This is a genomic window from Staphylococcus kloosii (genome assembly GCF_032139365.1).
Classification (GTDB): Bacteria; Bacillota; Bacilli; order Staphylococcales; family Staphylococcaceae; genus Staphylococcus; species Staphylococcus kloosii_A.
Genome location: NZ_JAVTDB010000043.1, coordinates 1 through 19678, shown reverse-complemented (window position 1 = coordinate 19678; position 19678 = coordinate 1). Strand labels below are relative to the sequence as shown.

Here is a 19678-nt window from a genome sequence, read left to right as displayed (position 1 = left end):
AACCTACAGTCTTTTTATAGATGTTACATTGGTAACTGCAAATTAATGATAAAACTAATGACCTTATAGGAGGATTTTTTAAATTATGAAAAAAACATTACTAACTTCAACTATAGCAGTAGGATTAGGCGTAACAGGATTAGCAACAGGACATCATGCAAATGCAGCAGAAACTACTGGAGCTGACCATGCGCACTTAGCACAACTAGCACAAAATAACCCTTCTGAATTAAATGCAAAACCAGTTCAAGAAGGTTCATATAATATTAACTTTGATCAAGATAATACTAACTATCAATTTTCTTCAAATGGCCAAAACTGGTCTTGGAGTTATAATGGATATGGTAATCAAACAGCTAATGCTCAACAAGAACAACCTCAACAAGATGCTCAAACTCAAGAGCAACCTAAACAACAAGAACAATCTCAACAAAATGCTCAAACTCAAGAACAACCTAAACAACAAGAACAGTCTCAACAAAGCACTCAAACTCAAGAGCAACCTAAACAACAACAAGCACCACAAACTGAATCAACTCAACAACCACAACAAGAATCTACTTCAAGTTCAAATGATTCAAGTTCAAGTGAAGACAGCGGTTCTTCAGTAAACGTTAACAGTCACTTAAAACAAATTGCTCAACGTGAATCAGGTGGCGACATCCATGCTACAAATGCATCAACTGGTGCATCAGGTAAATATCAATTCTTACAAACTACATGGGATTCAGTAGCACCTGAACAATATAAAGGTAAACCAGCTTCATCAGCACCAGAATCAGTACAAGATAAAGCAGCAGTGAAATTATACAACACTGAAGGTGCTTCACAATGGGTAACTGCATAATTTAGTTATAAATTATGTAATATAATATCAATTTAAATAGAGTCTGGGATATGCTATTATCCCCAGACTCTATTTTTATATTGACAGAAGATGACTGAACTGAAATTTTAACTGTATTAAACATTTGCACCTCTAGTCATTTTTGCCGGACGGGACGACTAAATCTTCTTATACAAATCAGATTGTTGTTACGCTCCATTTTTCTTATGCTTTTGCAAATTGCAACGGGATTTGTTATCTTTAATAAGAAAACATTATAGTAAAACTACTAGGGGAGCCTATGGCTGAGATGATGTAATTCAGACCCTTACGACCTGATTTGGTTAGTACCAACGTAGGAAAGTAGTCTACTTGCGCTTAATTTATTAATTATGCCTAGCTAGTACTACATTCTTACAAGGAATGTAGTTTTTTTATTAGGAGGGAATTTCACAATGACATTTTCACAAGATATAAGAACGGCAGCACAACCTATATTAGAAAAAATTTATAATGATAACTTCATTCAACATATGCTTGCCGGTGATTTATCACCAGAAGCAGCAAGATTTTATTTAAGAGCTGACGCGTCTTATTTAAAAGAGTTTGCCAATATCTACGCTTTACTTATTCCAAAAGTTTCTACAATGGGAGACGTTAAATTTTTGGTAGAACAAATTCAATTTATTGTAGATGGTGAAGTTGAAGCGCATGAAATAATAGCAAATTATATAGGTGAAGATTATAATGACATTGTCCAAGAAAAAGTATGGCCACCGAGTGGAGACCATTATATAAAACATATGTATTATAATGCTTTTAGCAAAGAAAATGCTGCGCATACGATAGCAGCGATGGCACCTTGTCCATATGTTTACCAATATATCGCGCGCAAAGCTATAAAAGATGATGCTTTAAATAAAGACTGTGTTTTAGCTAAATGGTTCGAATTTTATAGTACAGAAATGGAAGAACTAGTAAATGTTTTCGATAAATTATTAGATAAACTAACTGCAAATATTTCACAACAAGAGCGCGAAGCGATTAAAGAGAGCTATTTACAAAGTACAGTGCATGAACAAAACTTTTTCAACATGGCTTATGTACAAGAATCATGGGACTTTGGAGGAAATAATAATGAATAAACCTAAAATAGCACTAACAATTGCAGGAACTGACCCATCAGGCGGAGCTGGCGTTATGGCAGATTTAAAATCTTTTCATGCTTGTGGTGTCTATGGCATGGCTGCTATAACAAGTATCGTGGCGCAAAATACAAAAGGTGTTCAACACATTCATAATTTAGATCCACAATGGTTGGAAGAACAGTTAGATAGTGTATATGATGACGAATTACCGCATGCATTAAAAACAGGTATGATTGCATCTAAAGAAATGATGGAACTTATTCAATCATATATAGCTAAATATCCAGAAATACCGTATGTTATTGATCCAGTTATGCTCGCTAAAAGTGGTGATTCACTTATGGATGACGAAGGTAAAAACAATTTGAAGTCTATTTTATTACCACTTGCTACTGTAGCTACGCCTAATATTCCTGAGGCTGAAGAAATTACGGGACTCACAATTAATAATGAAAATGATGTATACAAAGCTGGACATATTTTTATAAATGAAATTGGTAGTAAAGGCGTTGTAATTAAAGGTGGTCATGCTAATGATGACAAAGAAAATTCAACAGATTATTTATTTATAAAAGATGAAGTTTACACATTTACCGAGCCAAGATATGACACGCCACACACTCATGGTACAGGTTGTACATTTTCTGCCGTCATTACTGCTGAATTAGCAAAAGGTAAATCAATATATGAAGCGGTACAAAAGGCTAAGAAATTTATAGCACTAGCAATTCAATATACGCCTGAAATAGGTCAAGGTCGTGGTCCAGTGAACCATTTCGCTTATATGAAAAAGGAGGGATTAGATGATGAATAATTTAGCAACGATTCGTCAACAAAATCCTTTAGTTGTGTGTTATACGAATGATGTAGTGAAAAATTTTACTGCTAACGGATTATTGAGTTTAGGCGCTAGTCCGGCTATGAGTGAAGCCCCTGAAGAAGCAAAAGATTTTTTTAAAGTCGCATCAGCATTATTAATTAATATTGGGACGCTTAACAAGTCTCAAAGTCAAGATATGTTGAAAATCGCACAAACAGCTAATAAATCAGGTGTACCAATCGTTTTTGATCCAGTAGCAGTAGGCGCTTCTCAGTTTAGAAAAACATTTTGTCATCAATTTTTAGCAGAAGTAGATGTAACTGTTATTAAAGGTAATGCTTCTGAGATTTTAGCTTTAATAGATGATGATGCTACGATGAAAGGTACAGATAGTGCAGAAAACTTAGATGTTATCGATATTGCCCGACGTGCTCAGAAAAAATTTAATACAACAATCGTAATTACAGGTAAAGAAGACATTATTGCGCAAAAAGACAAAATTATAAAATTATCTAATGGCTCACAGATGTTAACTAAAATAACAGGTGCGGGTTGTCTATTAGGTGGCGTTATAGCTAGCTTTTTAAATCGTAATTTAACGCCATCTATTGAATATGTAATTGAAGCTGTCTCAATTTTTAATATAGCTGCAGAACAAGCAGAGGGTGAAACTTCATCACAAGGCCCCGGATCATTTTTAACACGCTTTGTAGATAAGTTATATTCGATTGAACACTCCGAATATATGCAGTTAAGACAATTAGAAGAGGTGTAAATAATGTTCCAACCAGATGATTTAAGACTATATTTCATTTGTGGTACCCAAGATATAAGTGATGAACGCAACATCGTGGACGTAGTAAAAGAGGCTTTAGCTGCAGGTATCACAATGTTTCAATTTAGAGAAAAAGGTAAAGGGTCATTTAGTGGTAAGGATAAAGAATTACTAGCTATAAAACTAAAAGAATTATGTCATTCCTATAATGTTCCATTTATAGTAAATGATGACGTTTCACTAGCAAAAGCTATTAATGCTGATGGTATTCATGTTGGACAAGATGATGAAGACGTGGAACATTTTGCACAGCAATTTCGACATAAAATAATTGGTTTGAGTGTAGGTAATATTGAAGAGTATCATAATTCTAATTTAGCACATGTTGACTATATTGGAGTAGGACCAATGTTTCCGACTGCTTCAAAAGATGACGCGAATGCTCCCGTAGGTCCCGAAATGATTACGCAACTTCGAAAAAAACTGCATGATTTCCCAATAGTAGGTATTGGGGGCATTTCGTTAGCTAACTATAAAGAAGTTTTACAAGCTAAAGCTAATGGTGTATCAGTGATTTCGGCAATCGCGCAAAGTGATAATATAACATCAACAGTCCACCATTTTTTACAATAGATTGATTAAAAGTGAAAATATTATGTTTTTGATTTTCACTTGTACACTAATATGATAAAATGATTTTTGTGTGAATATATCATTAGAGGTGGAAAAATGAAGAAAAAAGCGCTATTACCTTTACTTTTGGGAGTAATGGTCTTTCTAGCAGGATGTGACTACTCTAAACCGAGCAACAGAAATGGTTTCTTCTTCAATACATTTGTTGAACCAATGGATAAATTAATACATTGGTTAGGGACTAGTTTTAATAACGACTATGGACTAGCAATTGTTGTAATTGTTATTGCTATACGTTTAGTTTTATTACCATTCATGTTATCAAATTATAGAAATAGTCATATGATGCGTGAAAAAATGAAGGTGGCTAAACCGGATATTGATGCGGTTCAAGAGAAGGTTAAACGTTCTCGTACGCAAGAAGAAAAAATGGCTGCCAATCAAGAAATGATGGAAGTTTATAAAAAATATGATATGAACCCTATGAAGAGTATGTTGGGTTGTTTACCAGTATTAATTCAAATGCCAGTCATTATGGGCTTATATTTCGTCTTGAAATTCCCATCAAATGGTGGATTTACTGATCATCCGAATTTCCTCTGGTTTGACTTATCAAAACCAGACATTTGGATCACAATTATAGCTGGTGTGTTATATTTCCTACAAGCTTATGTATCAAGCTTAAGTATGCCAAATGAACAACGTCAAATGGGTTACATGATGATGGTTATTTCTCCAATCATGATCGTATGGATTTCATTAAGTTCTGCTTCAGCACTTGGCCTATATTGGTCAGTCAGTGCCGCATTCTTGATTATACAAACGCATTTTGCGAACATGTACTATTCAAGAGTTGCCAAAAGAGAAGTTGCTCCAATGATAGAAGCAATGAACAAAGATAAAAATGGTGACGGCAGCAAAGCGAAAAATACACAAGTTGTATCTAAAAAAGGTAAGAAAAAATAATTAAACTAAGAGCTTAGAACGTAAAGTTCTTGGACAAATGAAAAAAGGCAATTTCTATTGAAATAATATAGAAATTGCCTTTTTCATTATTGTTTTGATTACAATGAGCACAGCACGTTAAGCCACGGCTATTCTTATATTAAGTGCTAATAATTCAAAATCCAGTTCTCTGTTGACTTTATTTAAGTCTTGAATCGACATTCGAGTGAAAGCTAACATTCTTTCGTAAAACACAAAACTGTCACTACAACAATTTTTTGCTTGTAGAGTGTTGTTGTTTCTGAATCCAAAGCTTTTGAATGAACTGGGCTTTGAGATATTCCCAGTTATAGATTTCTCATTATTTTCTGTTCGACTTTGAATTTGATTTCATATGAATGAGAGGTATTTTGATAAGACGCTTAAGGGAACAGGACAAGCTGAAGACTATAGGCTGAAGTTATTCCCTAAGAAAGCGAGCCGTCAATACGAAGTATTGAATAAAACAGAAGCACGCAGATGAATTGAATGAGCTGCGTGCTATTTTTGGATTTATGTCCCAGTTCTTTTTGTATACGCTATAGCTTAAGTTACCATTCTTCGAAAAATTGGTGTACGAATTGTTGCATGAATTCGTGTCGTTTTTTAGCTATAGCATAAGCAGTTTCAGTATGCATTAATTCTTTTAAATTAAATAGCTTTTCATAAAAATGCTTAATAGCAGAAGGTGATAAATTGGCTACGCTATAATTGCCATTAGTTAATGACGCATAGTCTATTTCGTCACGCCACATAGGTTCATCATAAGCACCTGCAAATTGAAAGGTGCGTGCAATACCGATAGCACCTAATGCATCTAATCGATCGGCATCACGAACGATTTGTCCCTCTTTTGATAACGCTGTATGATGAACTTTAGCATGACTATAGCTCATATTATTGATGATGTGAAGAATAGCTTCACTGTCATTATTGTTAATTTGTATTGATGATAGGAACGTACGAAGTTTATTAGTTGCTTCTGCGTTATTTGTTAATTTTGAATCAACCGTATCATGTAGAAGACTTGCCATATTTATGATGAAGGTATTAACAGGTTGCTCTTGTTCAGCTATATATAATGCTAAACGTTCAACCCTATTAATATGTGCAATATCATGTCCCGAATAATCATTTTTATGAAAGTTAGTCATGAAAATGCGTGTGTTATCCAGTTGTTCTTGTTGATTCATCTAATTTCACCTCTAACATTTATAAAATCGGAGATAATAATCTAGCTATACCCTCTTTGAACTTAATCCATAAACTACGTTGTTCATAAAGTTCTTTAGTTAGTCTATATGATACTAAAAGGTCTTTTTCGAATTCTCCACGTAATTGTTTTGCGACTGCAGTATCGTAAATAAAGGCATTAATTTCAAAATTTAATGTAAAACTTCGATGATCCATATTAGTTGTACCTACACTAGCAACTTCATCATCAATAATGACACATTTAGAATGTAAAAAGCCGTCTCTATATTGGAAAATATTGACACCGGCATCTAATAAACTTGCTACGTTGTTATAAGTCGCCCAGTAAACAAAGGGGTGGTCCGGTTTATCAGGAATCATTATATTTACATTTACTCCACCTAGTGCAGCTATTTTTACCGCATCTAAAAAGGCTTGATCTGGAATGAAATATGGCGATTGTATAAAAATACTCTTTTTAGCTGAGGAAATCATTTTTAAATAGCCATATTTAATTTGTTCCCATTCTTCATCTGGTCCACTCGACGCTATTTGTATACCGATGTTACCATCATAATTGACATCTGGAAAATAACGGTCTTGGTAACTTAAGTTAGAACGTGTGGCTTGTGCATTCCAGTCGAGCATATAGCGTAATTGGAGCGCGTTCACTGCATCACCTACAATGCGCAAGTGCGTGTCTCTCCAATAGCCGAATTTCTTTTTAAGCCCTAAATATTCGTCACCAACATTAAAGCCTCCAACATAACCAATCTTACCGTCAATAACGACAATTTTTCTATGGTTACGATTATTCATTCTTAAATTTATTAAAGGTAGTTTAGAAGGGAAGAAAGCCTCTACTTTACCACCTTTTTGACGAAATGATTTAAAGTCTTTAATTGATAATGATCTCGAACCCATATCATCATATAGCATTTTGACTTCTAAACCGTCATCTAGTTTTTGTTCCAATGCAGCTAAAATACGTTTACCTAAATTATCATGACGAAAGATATAATACTGAATATGTATATAATCTTTAGCGTTATGAATATCCTCAAGTAGTGCATCGAATTTCTTTCTACCATCTGTATAAATCGTTACATCATTATCTGTCGTTAAAAAGGCAGCATTATTATAAAGAAGCATTTGCACCATATCTTTAAATTTAACAATTTGATGATTTCCCTTTGAAAAATTATCATTTTTTAATGCTTCTAACTGTTCATTGACTATCATTTGAATGCCGATTTTATCTTTTTCATCTATTTTAAATATATGATTACGTTGAATTTGTCGGCCAAATAATAAATACAAGACGAAGCCCAATAAAGGCAGTAAAACAAGCACTAAAAGCCAAGCCCAAATAGCTCCAGCAGTCCGTCTCTCCAAAAATATAATTGTAAAAGCAAATATTAAATTTAAAGCAAATGCACTAATAAATATAATGTTCAACACGACATTTGAATGATGAAGTCCGATTGACCACGTTTCCATCATATATATTCCTCCAAAACAACATCACATTTAAATCGTACAAAGTCTTTGCTATTGTAACATGAGATAAAAATTTTATCATTTGACTCATACCCATAATGGGTATACGATAAGCTTAAATATATAATAGGAGAGGGTATTTATGACTGAAGCATCTCAAGCCCATCATTCTACGCAGACTAAAAATAATTTAAAATCACGTTTAAATCGCATTGAGGGCCAAGTAAAAGCGATTAATCGTATGATTGATGAAGACGTATATTGTGATGATGTATTAACACAAATTAGAGCCACACGTTCAGCATTGAATAGTGTAGCTACAAAACTGTTAGATCATCATATGAAAAGTTGTATAATGGAAAAGATCGATAATGGCGACAATGAAGCGGCAATGGAAGAATTGCTAGTTACGTTTCAGAAATTAATGAAAGACTAATAGAGATTATATTATGGAAGAAATTAATTTAGTGTTAGATCTAAATACGACTCAATAGGTAGAAGCGTTAACCAAAAGATTTATTATATACAATGAGAGTTCATCAAGCGCATGTTGATAGTCAAAATAGTTCTATTCAAGTCACGTTAATTACGTCCGGTAATTTTAATAATATAGAAAAAAACTTTATGATAGTGGTTATACATTAATCTATTAAAACATTGAATAACTTATATAAAAATAAACGCATTGTAAAAAATATTCATAAAAATGAAAAAAATTGCAATTTGGTGTAGTAACATATATTAAAATAGGGTATGATGAAGTAGAAGCCATACAGTCAGGAGTGATGATATGAATAAGAACAACGACAAATTACAAAACGTAGTTAAGCTATTATCATCATTAGGGGTGAACATAAAGAAAACTAAATCAAGATTTGAAGTTATGCATACTTTACCAACTACTGTGAAAACCACTAACGAACTGAAATAGTTAAAAAGGACCTAGCGAAGTGCTAAGTCCTTTTTTGTTGCCTATTAATTTGACGTTGATTGTCGTAATGATGTAGTAGCCACATTGTCGTTAAAGCGCTTTGGTTGGTGATAATAGATGGATAGACAAACACCAATGCCACACATTAAACTCCACAACGAACTACCACCATAACTTATAAATGGTAAAGGTATACCAGTAATTGGTAGTAACTGAATAGTCATACCGATATTTTGTAAAATATGGAATAATAACAATGAAACATAGCCAATAAGAAAAATCTTATTGAATGGACTGTGATCAATTGTCGCTAGACGCACTAAATGGAAGATTAAACCTAAGAAAATAAGCAATAGAATAACCGAACCTATAAAACCAAATTCTTCGCCTATGACTGAAAAAATAAAGTCAGTATGGTTTTCTGGAATGTAGACTTCACCGTGATTAAATCCTTTACCTAACAGTTGCCCCGAACCAATCGCTTTTAATGATTCAGTTAAATGATATCCATCTCCACTACTATATGTATAAGGATCTAACCAAGAACTAATTCTTCCTAATTGATAGGTTTTAACACCTAATAAATCTTCTATTAATGAAGGTTTATAAATCATAGTCAATAAAATACTTGAAGCAATAGCAATAATGATTAAAAAGAGTGGTGCTAGCAATTTCCAAGTAATACCACTGACTATAATGACACCAACTATAATTGCACAAAGTACTAATGTAGTACCTAAGTCATTTTGTAACAAAATGAGTGCCATTGGTAAAAATGACATACCAATAATTTTGAATAATAATTTTAAATCTGTTTCGAGTGATTTGTTAAAAGTAAACTTATTATGTTTCATTACTAATTTCGCTAGTGCTAATATCAAAACTATTTTCATAAATTCAGAAGGTTGGACACTAATTGGACCTAGTTTATACCAACTTTTGGCACCATTAATTATAGGAGTAAAAGGTGTTTCTGGAATGATGATTAAGACAAATAAAGCAAAACATAATATAAAGTACAATAAATAACTGTATTTAATTAGTTTTTTAGGAGAGACAATCATTATTAAGCCGGCAATTATGGCACCTAACACATAATAAAATATTTGTCTTTCACTAAAGTTTGCGCTATATTGACCGCCACCCATAGCAGAATGTATTATACTCACACTAATTATAGCTAATAATACGATAACGCCAACTAAAATCCAATCGACGCGTCGCATCCAACTGTGTTCTTTTGAACGACGTGAATTACTCATTGCATACTCCTTAAAATAAAATCTAATTTTATGTATTATAGTTTGATTTTACCGAACTTTCTATTATATTGCTAGAACAATACTAGTTAAGTTTGAATAAAATTAGTAAGAAACATGACTATATTTCTTGTTGTTTAGAAATTTTTTAAAAATACTTTATTAAAATTTAAAACAACCTATTAACATAATCGATGCAAAGATATATATAATCGTGATATGATGTAGTTTAATAATAATATTTGGAGGCAAAAGAGATGGCTAAAGAAAATATTTGTATTTTATATGGAGGTAAAAGTGCCGAACATGACGTGTCAATTCTAACTGCTCAAAACGTACTCAATGCGATTGATAAGGATACATATCGTATAGATATCATTTATATAACAAATGATGGGCAATGGAAAAAGAAAACAGACATCGTAAATGAAATTTCGGACAATGATTTCTTGAGATTAAATGATGTTGAAGCGGGTGATATATCTCGTTTACTATCAACAGAAGCAGGCCAACAACCATATAGTGCAGTCTTTCCTTTGTTACATGGGCCAAACGGAGAAGACGGTACGATGCAAGGTTTATTTGAAGTATTAGACTTACCATACGTTGGTAATGGTGTATTAGCCGCATCAAGTACAATGGATAAATTAGTTATGAAGCAACTATTTGCACATAGAGGATTGCCTCAATTACCATATGTTAGCTTTTTAAGAAGTGAATACCAAAAATATGAAGGTAATATCTTAAAATTAGTACATGACAAATTAGAATATCCAGTATTTGTTAAACCAGCTAACTTAGGTTCAAGCGTTGGTATTAGTAAATGTAATAATGAAGAAGAATTAAAACAAGGTATCGAAGAAGCTTTCCAATTTGACCGTAAACTTGTTATCGAACAAGGTATTAATGCGCGCGAAATAGAAGTCGCTGTACTAGGTAATGACTATCCTGAAACAACATTACCAGGTGAAGTTATAAAAGATGTAGCTTTTTATGATTACAAATCAAAATATAAAGATGGTAAAATCAGTCTGGATATACCAGCCGATTTAGATGAAGAAGTACAAATGACTTTAAGAAATATGGCAATAGAAGCTTTCAAAGCAACAGACTGTTCAGGTTTATTACGAGCTGATTTCTTTGTTACAGAAGATAATCAAATCTTTATTAATGAAACAAATGCTATGCCTGGATTTACTGCGTATAGTATGTACCCTAGCTTATGGGAAAATATGGGGCTATCATACGCTGACTTAATAAAAAAATTAATTGAGTTAGCTAAAGAGAAGCATGAAGATAAGAAGAAAAATAAATACAGTATTAATTGAGGCGAATAATTTATGATCGAAGTAACATTAAAACAAATTCATGAATGGATTGATTGTGAAATTGACGAACGATTTTTAAATCAGTCTATTGCAGGCGTGACAATAGACTCACGACAAATAGATAGCAAAATGTTGTTTATTCCTTTTAAAGGGGGCAACGTTGACGGCCACAAATTTGTGAAACAAGCTTTAAATGATGGTGCAGGTGCAAGTTTTTATCAAAAAGGCGAAACAATAGATGAAACGATTGCCGGGCCAATAATTTGGGTTGATGATACATTAAATGCTTTACAACAATTAGCACAAGCTTATTTGCGTTTCGTGAATCCACAAGTAATTGCAGTTACTGGATCTAATGGCAAGACAACCACTAAAGATATGATCGAAAGTGTATTAAAGCCTCAATTTAAAGTTAAAAAAACACTCGGTAATTACAATAATGAAATTGGCATGCCACTAACGATATTACAATTAGATCATGATACTGAAATCTCTATTCTTGAAATGGGCATGTCGGGATTCCATGAAATTGAACTCTTATCAAAAATTGCTGAACCTGATATTGCGGTAATTACTAATATAGGTGAATCTCATATGCAAGATTTAGGTTCTAGAGAAGGTATTGCTCAGGCTAAGTTTGAAATTACGTTAGGCTTAAAAAATGAAGGATTATTTATATATGATGGTGATGAGCCATTATTAAAGCCACATGTAGAACAATTGAAAAATGTAAAACTTACAAGTATTGGCTTAAATAGCGATAATACGTACGTTTGTGAAATTGACGACTTTGCGACTGAAGGAATTGCATTTTCAATTAATGAGTCAGAACATTACGTGTTACCAATTTTAGGGACGCACAATATGAAAAATGCTGCAATAGCGATAGCAGTAGGTAAACGATTAAACTTAGATTATGAAACGATCTATCAAAATTTAAAACAAGTTAAATTAACCGGTATGCGTATGGAACAACATGTTACTGACGAAGGTTTAGTCGTTATAAATGATGCTTATAACGCAAGTCCAACAAGTATGAAAGCTGCAATTGACACTTTAGCTAATATGACAGGCAGAAAAATACTCGTTTTAGGTGATGTTTTGGAATTAGGTCAAGACAGTAAAAAAATGCATCAAGAAGTAGGTTACTACTTAGCAAACAAAGGTATTGATGTTTTACTGACATACGGTACTGAAGCTTCATATATTAATGAAGCAGGACAGAACTTAGTAACTCAAGCAGTACATTACAACGATAAATCACAATTAATCAATGAAATTAAAGAAAAAGCACAACAAGACGATAAAATTTTAATTAAAGGCTCTAGAGGTATGAAGTTAGAAGAAGTCGTAGACGCTTTAATTTAATTATAACCACAATGGAATTTATATTCTGTTGTGGTTTTTTATTTTAGTACATATCAGAATATCGAAACTTTAAAAAAATATTTAACAAATTAAATGAGAAATATGAATGGAAAATTAACCGCTTACAATCCAACAACTGCAATATTAAATTAATATTTTGAAAAACGGATAATATCAAATTAATTAAACTTATGTAATTTTGCTTTATTGCGATTATATTGTGGAGGTGGTACTATTAAGAAGTTGAAGAAACTTAAATGAACATATATGAAGAGAAATATAGAAGTATAAAGGAGAATTATATTGCAAAATTTTAAAGAATTAGGGATATCGGCTAAAACAGTAGAAACCCTAGAATCAATGGGGTTTACAGAAGCCACACCAATTCAAAAGGATAGTATTCCACTTGCCTTAGCAGGTAGAGACGTATTAGGACAAGCTCAAACAGGTACTGGTAAAACAGGTGCCTTTGGTATTCCTTTAATAGAAAAAGTAGTAGATAAAGAAGGCGTTCAATCTTTAATCTTAGCACCTACTAGAGAACTAGCGATGCAAGTTGCTGAACAGTTAAAAGAGTTTAGTAAAGATCAAAAAGTACAAGTAGTTACTATTTTTGGCGGCATGCCAATTGATCGTCAAATTAAAGCGTTGAAAAAAGGACCTCAAATCGTGGTTGGTACTCCAGGACGTGTTATCGACCATTTAAACCGTCGTACTTTAAAAACTACCGGGATCCATACTTTAATCTTAGACGAAGCAGATGAAATGATGAACATGGGCTTTATAGATGATATGAGATTTATTATGGATAAAATTCCAGCAGAACAACGTCAAACGATGTTATTCTCAGCTACGATGCCTAAAGCGATACAAAATCTTGTTCAACAATTTATGAACTCACCTGAGATTGTCAAAACAATGGATAACAAAATGTCAAATCCACAAATTGATGAATATTATACGATTGTTAAAGAATTAGAAAAATTTGATACATTTACTAACTTCTTGGATGTACACCAACCAGAGTTAGCTATCGTATTCGGTAGAACAAAACGTCGTGTCGATGAATTAACAAGTGCGTTATTATCTAAAGGTTATAAAGCCGAGGGGTTACATGGTGATATCACTCAAGCTAAACGATTAGAAGTCTTGAAAAAATTTAAAAATGATCAAATCGATATTTTAGTAGCTACAGACGTTGCTGCTCGTGGATTAGATATTTCTGGCGTAAGTCATGTTTACAACTTTGATATTCCTCAAGATACTGAAAGTTATACGCACAGAATTGGGCGTACAGGTCGTGCAGGTAAAGAAGGTATAGCTGTTACTTTCGTCAACCCAATTGAAATGGATTATATTCGTCAAATTGAACAAGCGAATAACCGTCAAATGAATGCTTTACGTCCACCACATCGTAAAGAAGTATTAAAAGCACGTGAAAATGACATTAAAGAAAAAGTACAAAATTGGATGTCTAAAGATAATGAACCAAGATTACAACGCATCGCTGGTCAACTGTTAGAAGAATACAATGATGTAGAATTAGTTGCTTCATTATTACAAGAATTAGTAGAAGCAAACGATGAAGTTGAAGTACAACTTACATTTGAAAAACCGTTAGCTAAAAAAGGTCGTCCTTCTAAAGGACCGCGTCGTAATAATAACAATAAACGTGGTAACAAGTTTGATAATAAAGGTCGCCGTGGCAAACCAGCATTTAACAAAAAAGGTAAAAAAGATAGAACTTCAGACAGAAAAGACAACAAAAAGTCGATGAAAGGTCGTACTTTCGCTGACCACCAAAAATAAGTTATCACTTATCATATATAGCAATTTAAGTTTAATCATCTCACACAAGTGAGATGATTTTTTTATATGATTTATTTATTATTAATTTTTATAAAAAGTTAGTTGTTTATATAGACTATGTTATAATGAAGTGAAATTTTATATGGCGAAAGGATTGAGAAGATGGGTCAAAGTAATAATTATATTCGCAGTCCTAAAAGTGTGCTGAGATATTATTATTTCACTGAGGGAATGCTACTTATTGTAGGTCTGATAATTACCGGAATATTACTCTTTATGACGGATTATTTTGACTGGTGGAAGCCGGTTTATTATATCGTTGTGGCAGGAATGATTTTTGATATTCTATATTTTATCGTGACACCAATGATTAAATATAAATTTACTTTTTATAAAATTGAAGAAGATTATGTGGCAATATCAAAGGTATTTTTCTTTCAAAAAACAGAATTAGTTAAATTTGAAAGAACACAACTGATTAATAGAAAAACCAATCCAATATTACATAAATTATCATTGAGTAAAACTTCAATACATACTGCTGGTCATATTGTAGATTTGCCTTTGATTCATAAGCAAGATGCTGAAAAATTTGAAACAACAATGCTTACATATTTGAGAGGAGCAGATTTTGATGTATAACCCTCAAAAATTACACCCGATTTCATATATTTCTGGGATTATTAATGTAATCAAGCAAAACTTTATTTTTGTTTTCATTTTTTTAATATTTAACTTAAAAGATTTTGAGTTTACTAACCCTTATTCATACATCTATCCCGGTATAGTGACGTTTATCTTTGTTATTTCATTTGTTATACATATTTTAAAAGTTTATAAGACAAGATATTGGATCGAAGAAGATCATTTTATATTAACTACTGGTGTTTTCACTAAACAACGTAAAGAAATAAATATTCGTCGAATTCAATCGGTTGATTCTGCACAAGGGATCGTTAATCAGTTTGTTGGTGGCGTAGTATTACAAATTAAAACTCCAAGTGACGGTATAGAGTTGGATACAGTTTCAAAAAAACAGAGTCATCTTATACAACAAGCTATAAAACAACTACAATTAGATTTAGATGACGATGTTGCAAATGATGATGCGTTACAAAATGAAGAAGCGCATAAAATTGACAATGCCAATACTACGACACAACAACTCTATAACTTAAACTTTAAAAATTTACTATTAATGGGGATGACAAGTGGTGCTATTGGTATAGCATTTGCAGCTGTAATGCCTATTGTTGGGAGTATTTCAGATTTAATTCCTTGGAAAGCGCTAGATGATAAGATAGAACATCTTTCGCAAACAGTTTTTGTTACTGTGTTTATTGTAGTTTTTGCCATTCTAGTTTTAAGTTATATTGTTGGGACAATTATTACTATAGTACGTTATTTTAATTACACATTAACGCGAGAAAATAATCAACTTAATATTTCATATGGATTATTTAAAGTTCAAAATATAACTGTTCCAACTGATAGGGTACAAGCAGTTATAGAAAATCAATCTTTTTTACGAAAAATATTTGGCTTCACTGCAATCTATTTTATTATTACAAGTGATATGGACGTTAACTTAGAAGATGAAAATGTGAGTGGCAAAGTTATGGTTTTACCGTTTATTAAACGGAAGGAAGCATTTAGCATAATTAAAGACTTAGTACCATATTTTAAATTTAAAGAAACGCTTAAAGGCATGCCATTAAGAAGTTTCCATCGTTACTTTATAAAAGAATTTTTCGCACTTTTAGTAATTGGTATTATAGCTACTTATTTTTGGTCGGCATGGGCACTTGTGATTGTGAGTGTCGTGTTGCTATTATTTATTATTAATGGCATGTTAAACGTTAAATATGCTGGTCATAAAGTGGAAGAAGAAGAACTTGTAGTCCATAATGTTTCAATTTTTGGAATTAAAAATAGTTATTTTAAACGTGACAAAATTTTAGGTATGGAAAATACACAAACGCCATTTTTAAAAAGGAGCAATTTAACAACTTTTAATTACGTTATAGCTAAGGCAGCTGGTATGCAAAAGATTGGATTAAAATATGAAAATACCGAGACTGTTAATAGTTTAAAACAATGGTATTTACGAGGTGAGCGACATGAATGATTTTAAGCAAATGGATATAATGGGTAAAAAAGTTATGGCGCTACGTTCAATCATTTTATCTGTTATTATATTAGCTATATTTATTGTAGTTCTAGTTGTTAATACGTTATGGTTAGACTTATTAAGCACAAAAGTATGTCTGTGGATTGCAATAATTGGTATAGTAGCTATTATTTTAAATTTAATAATAGGCAGTATCATTATCCCACGATATCAATTTTTAATTTTCAAATATATCTTAACTGGCGAAGAAATCGTTGTACGTAAAGGTTTATGGTTTATTACGACAACAAAAATTCCTTTATTTAGAATTCAAAACGTTGATATTCAGGAAGGCATTATAATGCGTAAATATAATTTAGCTAATGTAAATTTATCTACTGCAGGTGGGAACACTGAAGTTATTTTAATTTCAAAGCAAGAAGCAAATATTATAAAACAATTTATAAGGGATAATAAACAGGAAACTTTATAAAATCCAAAAGATTGTAGGTCGAATAAATATGATATATGGCATTGGTATTGATTTAATTGAGATAAAACGTATAGAAACGTTATATCATAGACAGCAAAAATTCATTAATAGAATTTTATCAGAACAAGAAATTGAGAAATTTAATACTTTTAGCAACCTTAAACGTAAAGTGGAATTTTTAGCGGGAAGATTTGCTTGTAAAGAAGCATTTAGTAAAGCTTTAGGTACCGGGTTAGGGAAGACGATAGCTTTTAACGACATTAATTGCTTTAATGATGAATTAGGTAAGCCTTGCATTGAACATAATGATTATATCGTTCATGTAAGTATAACGCATTCAGAGAAGTATGCTATGAGCGAAGTCATATTAGAATATAAATAAAATATTGTTTTAAAAGTCACTTCTTTGGCTAAAATTATATATTTTTAATAAACTTAAATTAATACATGCTTAAATAAATAACTTAGTGAAAGGATGGAGATAATACATGGCAGATAAATATTATCGATCTACATACGTGAATGTTAACTTAAACGAAATTGCGTCAAACTATCAAATTTTTCAAAAGATACATCCTAAAAAAACAGTAATACCTGTAGTTAAAGCGAATGGTTATGGCCTAGGTAGTATACCTATTGCGAAAAAACTTATGGCAATTGGTGTTGAATTTTTGGCTGTTGCAACATTAGATGAAGCAATTGAGCTAAGAATGCATGGCATTAATGCGAAAATTTTAGTTTTAGGCGTAGTTCCCGCAGAACAAATAAATAAGGCGATTCAACATCGTGTAGCATTAACCGTACCTTCACTAAGTTGGTTATCTACTGCTATTAGTCATATTAGAGATGATAATGAAAAAGATTTATGGTTACATATCAAGTTAGATACTGGCATGGGTAGATTAGGCATGAAAACGATCGAAGAGTATAAAAATACAATTGAAATGATACATGAACAACCTCATTTAATATTCGAAGGTGTATATACTCATTTCGCTTGTGCTGATGAACCTGGAGATTCTATGAATAAGCAACAGCAACTATTTGAAGAAATGGTTGAATCTGTTGAGAAACCTCAATATATCCATTCTCAAAATTCAGCTGGTGCGTTGATGAAAGATACACAATTTTGTAATGCTGTGCGTGTGGGTATCTCTTTATATGGTTACTATCCGTCAGCTTTTGTAAAAGAAACTGTTAAAGTTCATCTCAAACCAAGTGCGCAATGGGTAACAGAAATTGTTCAAACTAAAATGTTACAATCAGGAGATTCTGTTAGCTATGGAAGTATTTATACAGCTACTGAACCAACAAGAATCGGCGTCTTACCAGTAGGATATGCGGATGGTTTTCCAAGATTAATGACTGGCGCTTACGTAAATGTTAATGGCACACAATGTCGAATTGTCGGTAAAGTTTGTATGGATCAAACAATTATTAAAATTCCTGATCATATAGAAGTAAATGATAAAGTTATTTTAATGGATCATCATACAGATTCACCTCAGTCTGCAGAAACACTGGCGAAACAACAACAAACGATTAATTATGAAGTACTTTGTAATTTAAGTAGACGATTACCACGTGTATATTATGATTCTGGAAGTGTAGAAATACACAATGAATTATTGAAATAGTATAGTCACTGATTTTAAAATTTGTTATTATTAGTGTAATCACAAATCAAACAAACTATTTCTTTAGTCATATGGAGGTTTTATTCATGTCAAGCTTTAACCAAAGTAGAAACCATAATATAGAACAATCTTTAAAAGAAGGCTATTCTCAAATGGCTGATTTGAATCTCTCCCTTGCAGCAGAAGCTTTTCCCTTTGAATGTGAAGCTTGTGATTGCAATGAATCTTATCTTAGTTCAAATAATACAAGTGATTGATGAGAAGAGGAGATGTATATCTAGCTGATTTATCACCAGTACAAGGGTCTGAACAAGGGGGAGTAAGACCTGTAGTTATCATACAAAATGATACTGGGAATAAATATAGTCCTACCGTAATTGTGGCCGCAATTACAGGTAGGATTAATAAAGCTAAAATTCCAACCCATGTAGAAATAGAAAAGAAAAAATATAAGTTGGATAAAGATTCGGTTATTCTGCTTGAACAAATCAGAACGTTAGATAAAAAGAGACTAAAAGAAAAATTAACGTATTTATCAGATGACAAGATGAAAGAAGTCAATAATGCGCTTGATATTAGTTTAGGATTACATAATGTTAGAAATCACAAATAAAACCCTTTTATCAATTTAAAATGGTAGAACAATGAAATCAAAATTTATGAGTAGCCATTATTGTTTGTTATTCGCATTTAAAATATACGTATATTAAATGTGTAACGCAAAAGGGTCCATGAATTAAGGCTTTAGGATCTCCTAAAGCTTTTTTAGTTTTTAATATTCACTTGTTCGCTATATATTTTAATATAATATAAATACTTATTACTTATAATAATTTCGATAATAAATATAATTGTTGAGGAGG

Annotated in this window: 21 protein-coding genes and 1 riboswitch; of the genes, 18 read left to right on the top strand and 3 right to left on the bottom strand. The window is 32.2% G+C overall.

All coding sequences use genetic code 11. The features are described 5' to 3' along the window. Positions 1-85 precede the first annotated feature (85 nt). The 6 genes from RPL90_RS04910 (at position 86) to yidC (ending at position 5168) form a co-directional block, all read left to right on the top strand. Positions 86-847 (top strand): transglycosylase family protein, encoded by a 762-nt coding sequence (locus RPL90_RS04910; RefSeq protein WP_313546128.1) that lies wholly within the window; start codon positions 86-88, stop codon positions 845-847. Positions 848-1107: 260 nt separating this feature from the next. Then, positions 1108-1205, top strand: a riboswitch (TPP riboswitch). Between the two features lie 76 nt (positions 1206-1281). Next, positions 1282-1971, top strand: a complete 690-nt coding sequence (gene tenA, locus RPL90_RS04905; RefSeq protein WP_313546125.1) for a thiaminase II — start codon at positions 1282-1284, stop codon at positions 1969-1971. Next, entirely contained in the window at positions 1964-2788 is an 825-nt protein-coding gene (gene thiD / locus RPL90_RS04900; protein WP_313546122.1) for a bifunctional hydroxymethylpyrimidine kinase/phosphomethylpyrimidine kinase, read from the top strand. The genes tenA and thiD overlap by 8 nt, the downstream gene beginning before the upstream one ends. Further along, positions 2781-3569 (top strand): hydroxyethylthiazole kinase, encoded by a 789-nt coding sequence (thiM, locus tag RPL90_RS04895; protein ID WP_313546221.1) that lies wholly within the window; start codon positions 2781-2783, stop codon positions 3567-3569. The genes thiD and thiM overlap by 8 nt, the downstream gene beginning before the upstream one ends. Before the next feature lie 3 nt (positions 3570-3572). Further along, positions 3573-4202, top strand: a complete 630-nt coding sequence (gene thiE / locus RPL90_RS04890) for a thiamine phosphate synthase (RefSeq protein ID WP_313546119.1) — start codon at positions 3573-3575, stop codon at positions 4200-4202. Between the two features lie 96 nt (positions 4203-4298). Continuing rightward, a complete protein-coding gene (gene yidC / locus RPL90_RS04885) occupies positions 4299-5168 on the top strand; it encodes a membrane protein insertase YidC (protein ID WP_313546116.1) in 870 nt (289 codons plus the stop codon). 569 nt (positions 5169-5737) lie between these two features. Here the strand turns inward: yidC and RPL90_RS04880 are convergent. After that, complete coding sequence (locus RPL90_RS04880; protein WP_313546113.1) at positions 5738-6379, bottom strand: HD domain-containing protein; 642 nt, start codon at positions 6377-6379, stop codon at positions 5738-5740. A gap of 19 nt (positions 6380-6398) precedes the next feature. Continuing rightward, a complete protein-coding gene (gene cls, locus RPL90_RS04875; RefSeq protein WP_313546110.1) occupies positions 6399-7883 on the bottom strand; it encodes a cardiolipin synthase in 1485 nt (494 codons plus the stop codon). A 139-nt stretch (positions 7884-8022) separates the two neighbouring features. Here cls and csoR point away from each other — a divergent pair, with 139 nt between their 5' ends. Together csoR and RPL90_RS04865 are read left to right on the top strand one after the other, a co-directional pair. Next, the gene (gene csoR, locus RPL90_RS04870) at positions 8023-8316 is read left to right on the top strand and encodes a copper-sensing transcriptional repressor CsoR (protein ID WP_313546107.1); all 294 of its coding nucleotides are present in this window, start codon (positions 8023-8025) and stop codon (positions 8314-8316) included. A 354-nt stretch (positions 8317-8670) separates the two neighbouring features. After that, positions 8671-8811 carry an Lmo0850 family protein gene (locus tag RPL90_RS04865; protein WP_103295720.1) on the top strand — a complete coding sequence of 47 codons (141 nt, stop codon included), beginning with the start codon at positions 8671-8673 and terminating at the stop codon, positions 8809-8811. 44 nt (positions 8812-8855) lie between these two features. On the opposite strand, the gene RPL90_RS04860 is transcribed toward RPL90_RS04865, so the two are convergent. Next, complete coding sequence (locus tag RPL90_RS04860; RefSeq protein ID WP_313546100.1) at positions 8856-10073, bottom strand: FtsW/RodA/SpoVE family cell cycle protein; 1218 nt, start codon at positions 10071-10073, stop codon at positions 8856-8858. Positions 10074-10327: 254 nt separating this feature from the next. Between RPL90_RS04860 and RPL90_RS04855 the strand changes: the two genes are divergently transcribed. The 10 genes from RPL90_RS04855 (at position 10328) to RPL90_RS04810 (ending at position 19428) form a co-directional block, all read left to right on the top strand. After that, complete coding sequence (locus RPL90_RS04855) at positions 10328-11398, top strand: D-alanine--D-alanine ligase (RefSeq protein ID WP_313546097.1); 1071 nt, start codon at positions 10328-10330, stop codon at positions 11396-11398. 12 nt (positions 11399-11410) lie between these two features. After that, positions 11411-12766 carry a UDP-N-acetylmuramoyl-tripeptide--D-alanyl-D-alanine ligase gene (locus RPL90_RS04850; protein ID WP_313546094.1) on the top strand — a complete coding sequence of 452 codons (1356 nt, stop codon included), beginning with the start codon at positions 11411-11413 and terminating at the stop codon, positions 12764-12766. A 303-nt stretch (positions 12767-13069) separates the two neighbouring features. Then, positions 13070-14575, top strand: a complete 1506-nt coding sequence (gene cshA, locus RPL90_RS04845; RefSeq protein ID WP_313546091.1) for a degradosome RNA helicase CshA — start codon at positions 13070-13072, stop codon at positions 14573-14575. A 162-nt stretch (positions 14576-14737) separates the two neighbouring features. Then, positions 14738-15217, top strand: coding sequence for a PH domain-containing protein (locus tag RPL90_RS04840; protein ID WP_313546088.1), 480 nt, complete (start codon positions 14738-14740; stop codon positions 15215-15217). Beyond that, on the top strand, positions 15210-16703 hold the full coding sequence (locus RPL90_RS04835) for a PH domain-containing protein (RefSeq protein ID WP_313546085.1): 1494 nt from the start codon (positions 15210-15212) through the stop codon (positions 16701-16703). Before RPL90_RS04840 ends, RPL90_RS04835 begins: the two co-directional genes overlap by 8 nt. Continuing rightward, the gene (locus tag RPL90_RS04830) at positions 16696-17178 is read left to right on the top strand and encodes a PH domain-containing protein (RefSeq protein WP_313546082.1); all 483 of its coding nucleotides are present in this window, start codon (positions 16696-16698) and stop codon (positions 17176-17178) included. The genes RPL90_RS04835 and RPL90_RS04830 overlap by 8 nt, the downstream gene beginning before the upstream one ends. A 28-nt stretch (positions 17179-17206) precedes the next feature. Beyond that, positions 17207-17560 carry a holo-ACP synthase gene (gene acpS, locus RPL90_RS04825; protein ID WP_313546079.1) on the top strand — a complete coding sequence of 118 codons (354 nt, stop codon included), beginning with the start codon at positions 17207-17209 and terminating at the stop codon, positions 17558-17560. 106 nt (positions 17561-17666) lie between these two features. Beyond that, entirely contained in the window at positions 17667-18815 is a 1149-nt protein-coding gene (gene alr, locus RPL90_RS04820) for an alanine racemase (protein ID WP_313546076.1), read from the top strand. Positions 18816-18901: 86 nt separating this feature from the next. Then, positions 18902-19072 carry a type II toxin-antitoxin system antitoxin MazE gene (gene mazE, locus RPL90_RS04815; protein ID WP_048793379.1) on the top strand — a complete coding sequence of 57 codons (171 nt, stop codon included), beginning with the start codon at positions 18902-18904 and terminating at the stop codon, positions 19070-19072. After that, on the top strand, positions 19069-19428 hold the full coding sequence (locus tag RPL90_RS04810; RefSeq protein ID WP_313546070.1) for a type II toxin-antitoxin system PemK/MazF family toxin: 360 nt from the start codon (positions 19069-19071) through the stop codon (positions 19426-19428). Before mazE ends, RPL90_RS04810 begins: the two co-directional genes overlap by 4 nt. Positions 19429-19678 lie beyond the last annotated feature (250 nt).

Coding starts and splice junctions, on each gene's coding strand:
- RPL90_RS04910 (WP_313546128.1), top strand. CDS start 86: ATGAAAAAAACATTACTAACTTCAACTATAGCAGTAGGATTAGGCGTA.
- tenA (WP_313546125.1), top strand. CDS start 1,282: ATGACATTTTCACAAGATATAAGAACGGCAGCACAACCTATATTAGAA.
- thiD (WP_313546122.1), top strand. CDS start 1,964: ATGAATAAACCTAAAATAGCACTAACAATTGCAGGAACTGACCCATCA.
- thiM (WP_313546221.1), top strand. CDS start 2,781: ATGAATAATTTAGCAACGATTCGTCAACAAAATCCTTTAGTTGTGTGT.
- thiE (WP_313546119.1), top strand. CDS start 3,573: ATGTTCCAACCAGATGATTTAAGACTATATTTCATTTGTGGTACCCAA.
- yidC (WP_313546116.1), top strand. CDS start 4,299: ATGAAGAAAAAAGCGCTATTACCTTTACTTTTGGGAGTAATGGTCTTT.
- RPL90_RS04880 (WP_313546113.1), bottom strand. CDS start 6,379: ATGAATCAACAAGAACAACTGGATAACACACGCATTTTCATGACTAAC.
- cls (WP_313546110.1), bottom strand. CDS start 7,883: ATGATGGAAACGTGGTCAATCGGACTTCATCATTCAAATGTCGTGTTG.
- csoR (WP_313546107.1), top strand. CDS start 8,023: ATGACTGAAGCATCTCAAGCCCATCATTCTACGCAGACTAAAAATAAT.
- RPL90_RS04865 (WP_103295720.1), top strand. CDS start 8,671: ATGAATAAGAACAACGACAAATTACAAAACGTAGTTAAGCTATTATCA.
- RPL90_RS04860 (WP_313546100.1), bottom strand. CDS start 10,073: ATGAGTAATTCACGTCGTTCAAAAGAACACAGTTGGATGCGACGCGTC.
- RPL90_RS04855 (WP_313546097.1), top strand. CDS start 10,328: ATGGCTAAAGAAAATATTTGTATTTTATATGGAGGTAAAAGTGCCGAA.
- RPL90_RS04850 (WP_313546094.1), top strand. CDS start 11,411: ATGATCGAAGTAACATTAAAACAAATTCATGAATGGATTGATTGTGAA.
- RPL90_RS04840 (WP_313546088.1), top strand. CDS start 14,738: ATGGGTCAAAGTAATAATTATATTCGCAGTCCTAAAAGTGTGCTGAGA.
- RPL90_RS04835 (WP_313546085.1), top strand. CDS start 15,210: ATGTATAACCCTCAAAAATTACACCCGATTTCATATATTTCTGGGATT.
- RPL90_RS04830 (WP_313546082.1), top strand. CDS start 16,696: ATGAATGATTTTAAGCAAATGGATATAATGGGTAAAAAAGTTATGGCG.
- acpS (WP_313546079.1), top strand. CDS start 17,207: ATGATATATGGCATTGGTATTGATTTAATTGAGATAAAACGTATAGAA.
- alr (WP_313546076.1), top strand. CDS start 17,667: ATGGCAGATAAATATTATCGATCTACATACGTGAATGTTAACTTAAAC.
- mazE (WP_048793379.1), top strand. CDS start 18,902: ATGTCAAGCTTTAACCAAAGTAGAAACCATAATATAGAACAATCTTTA.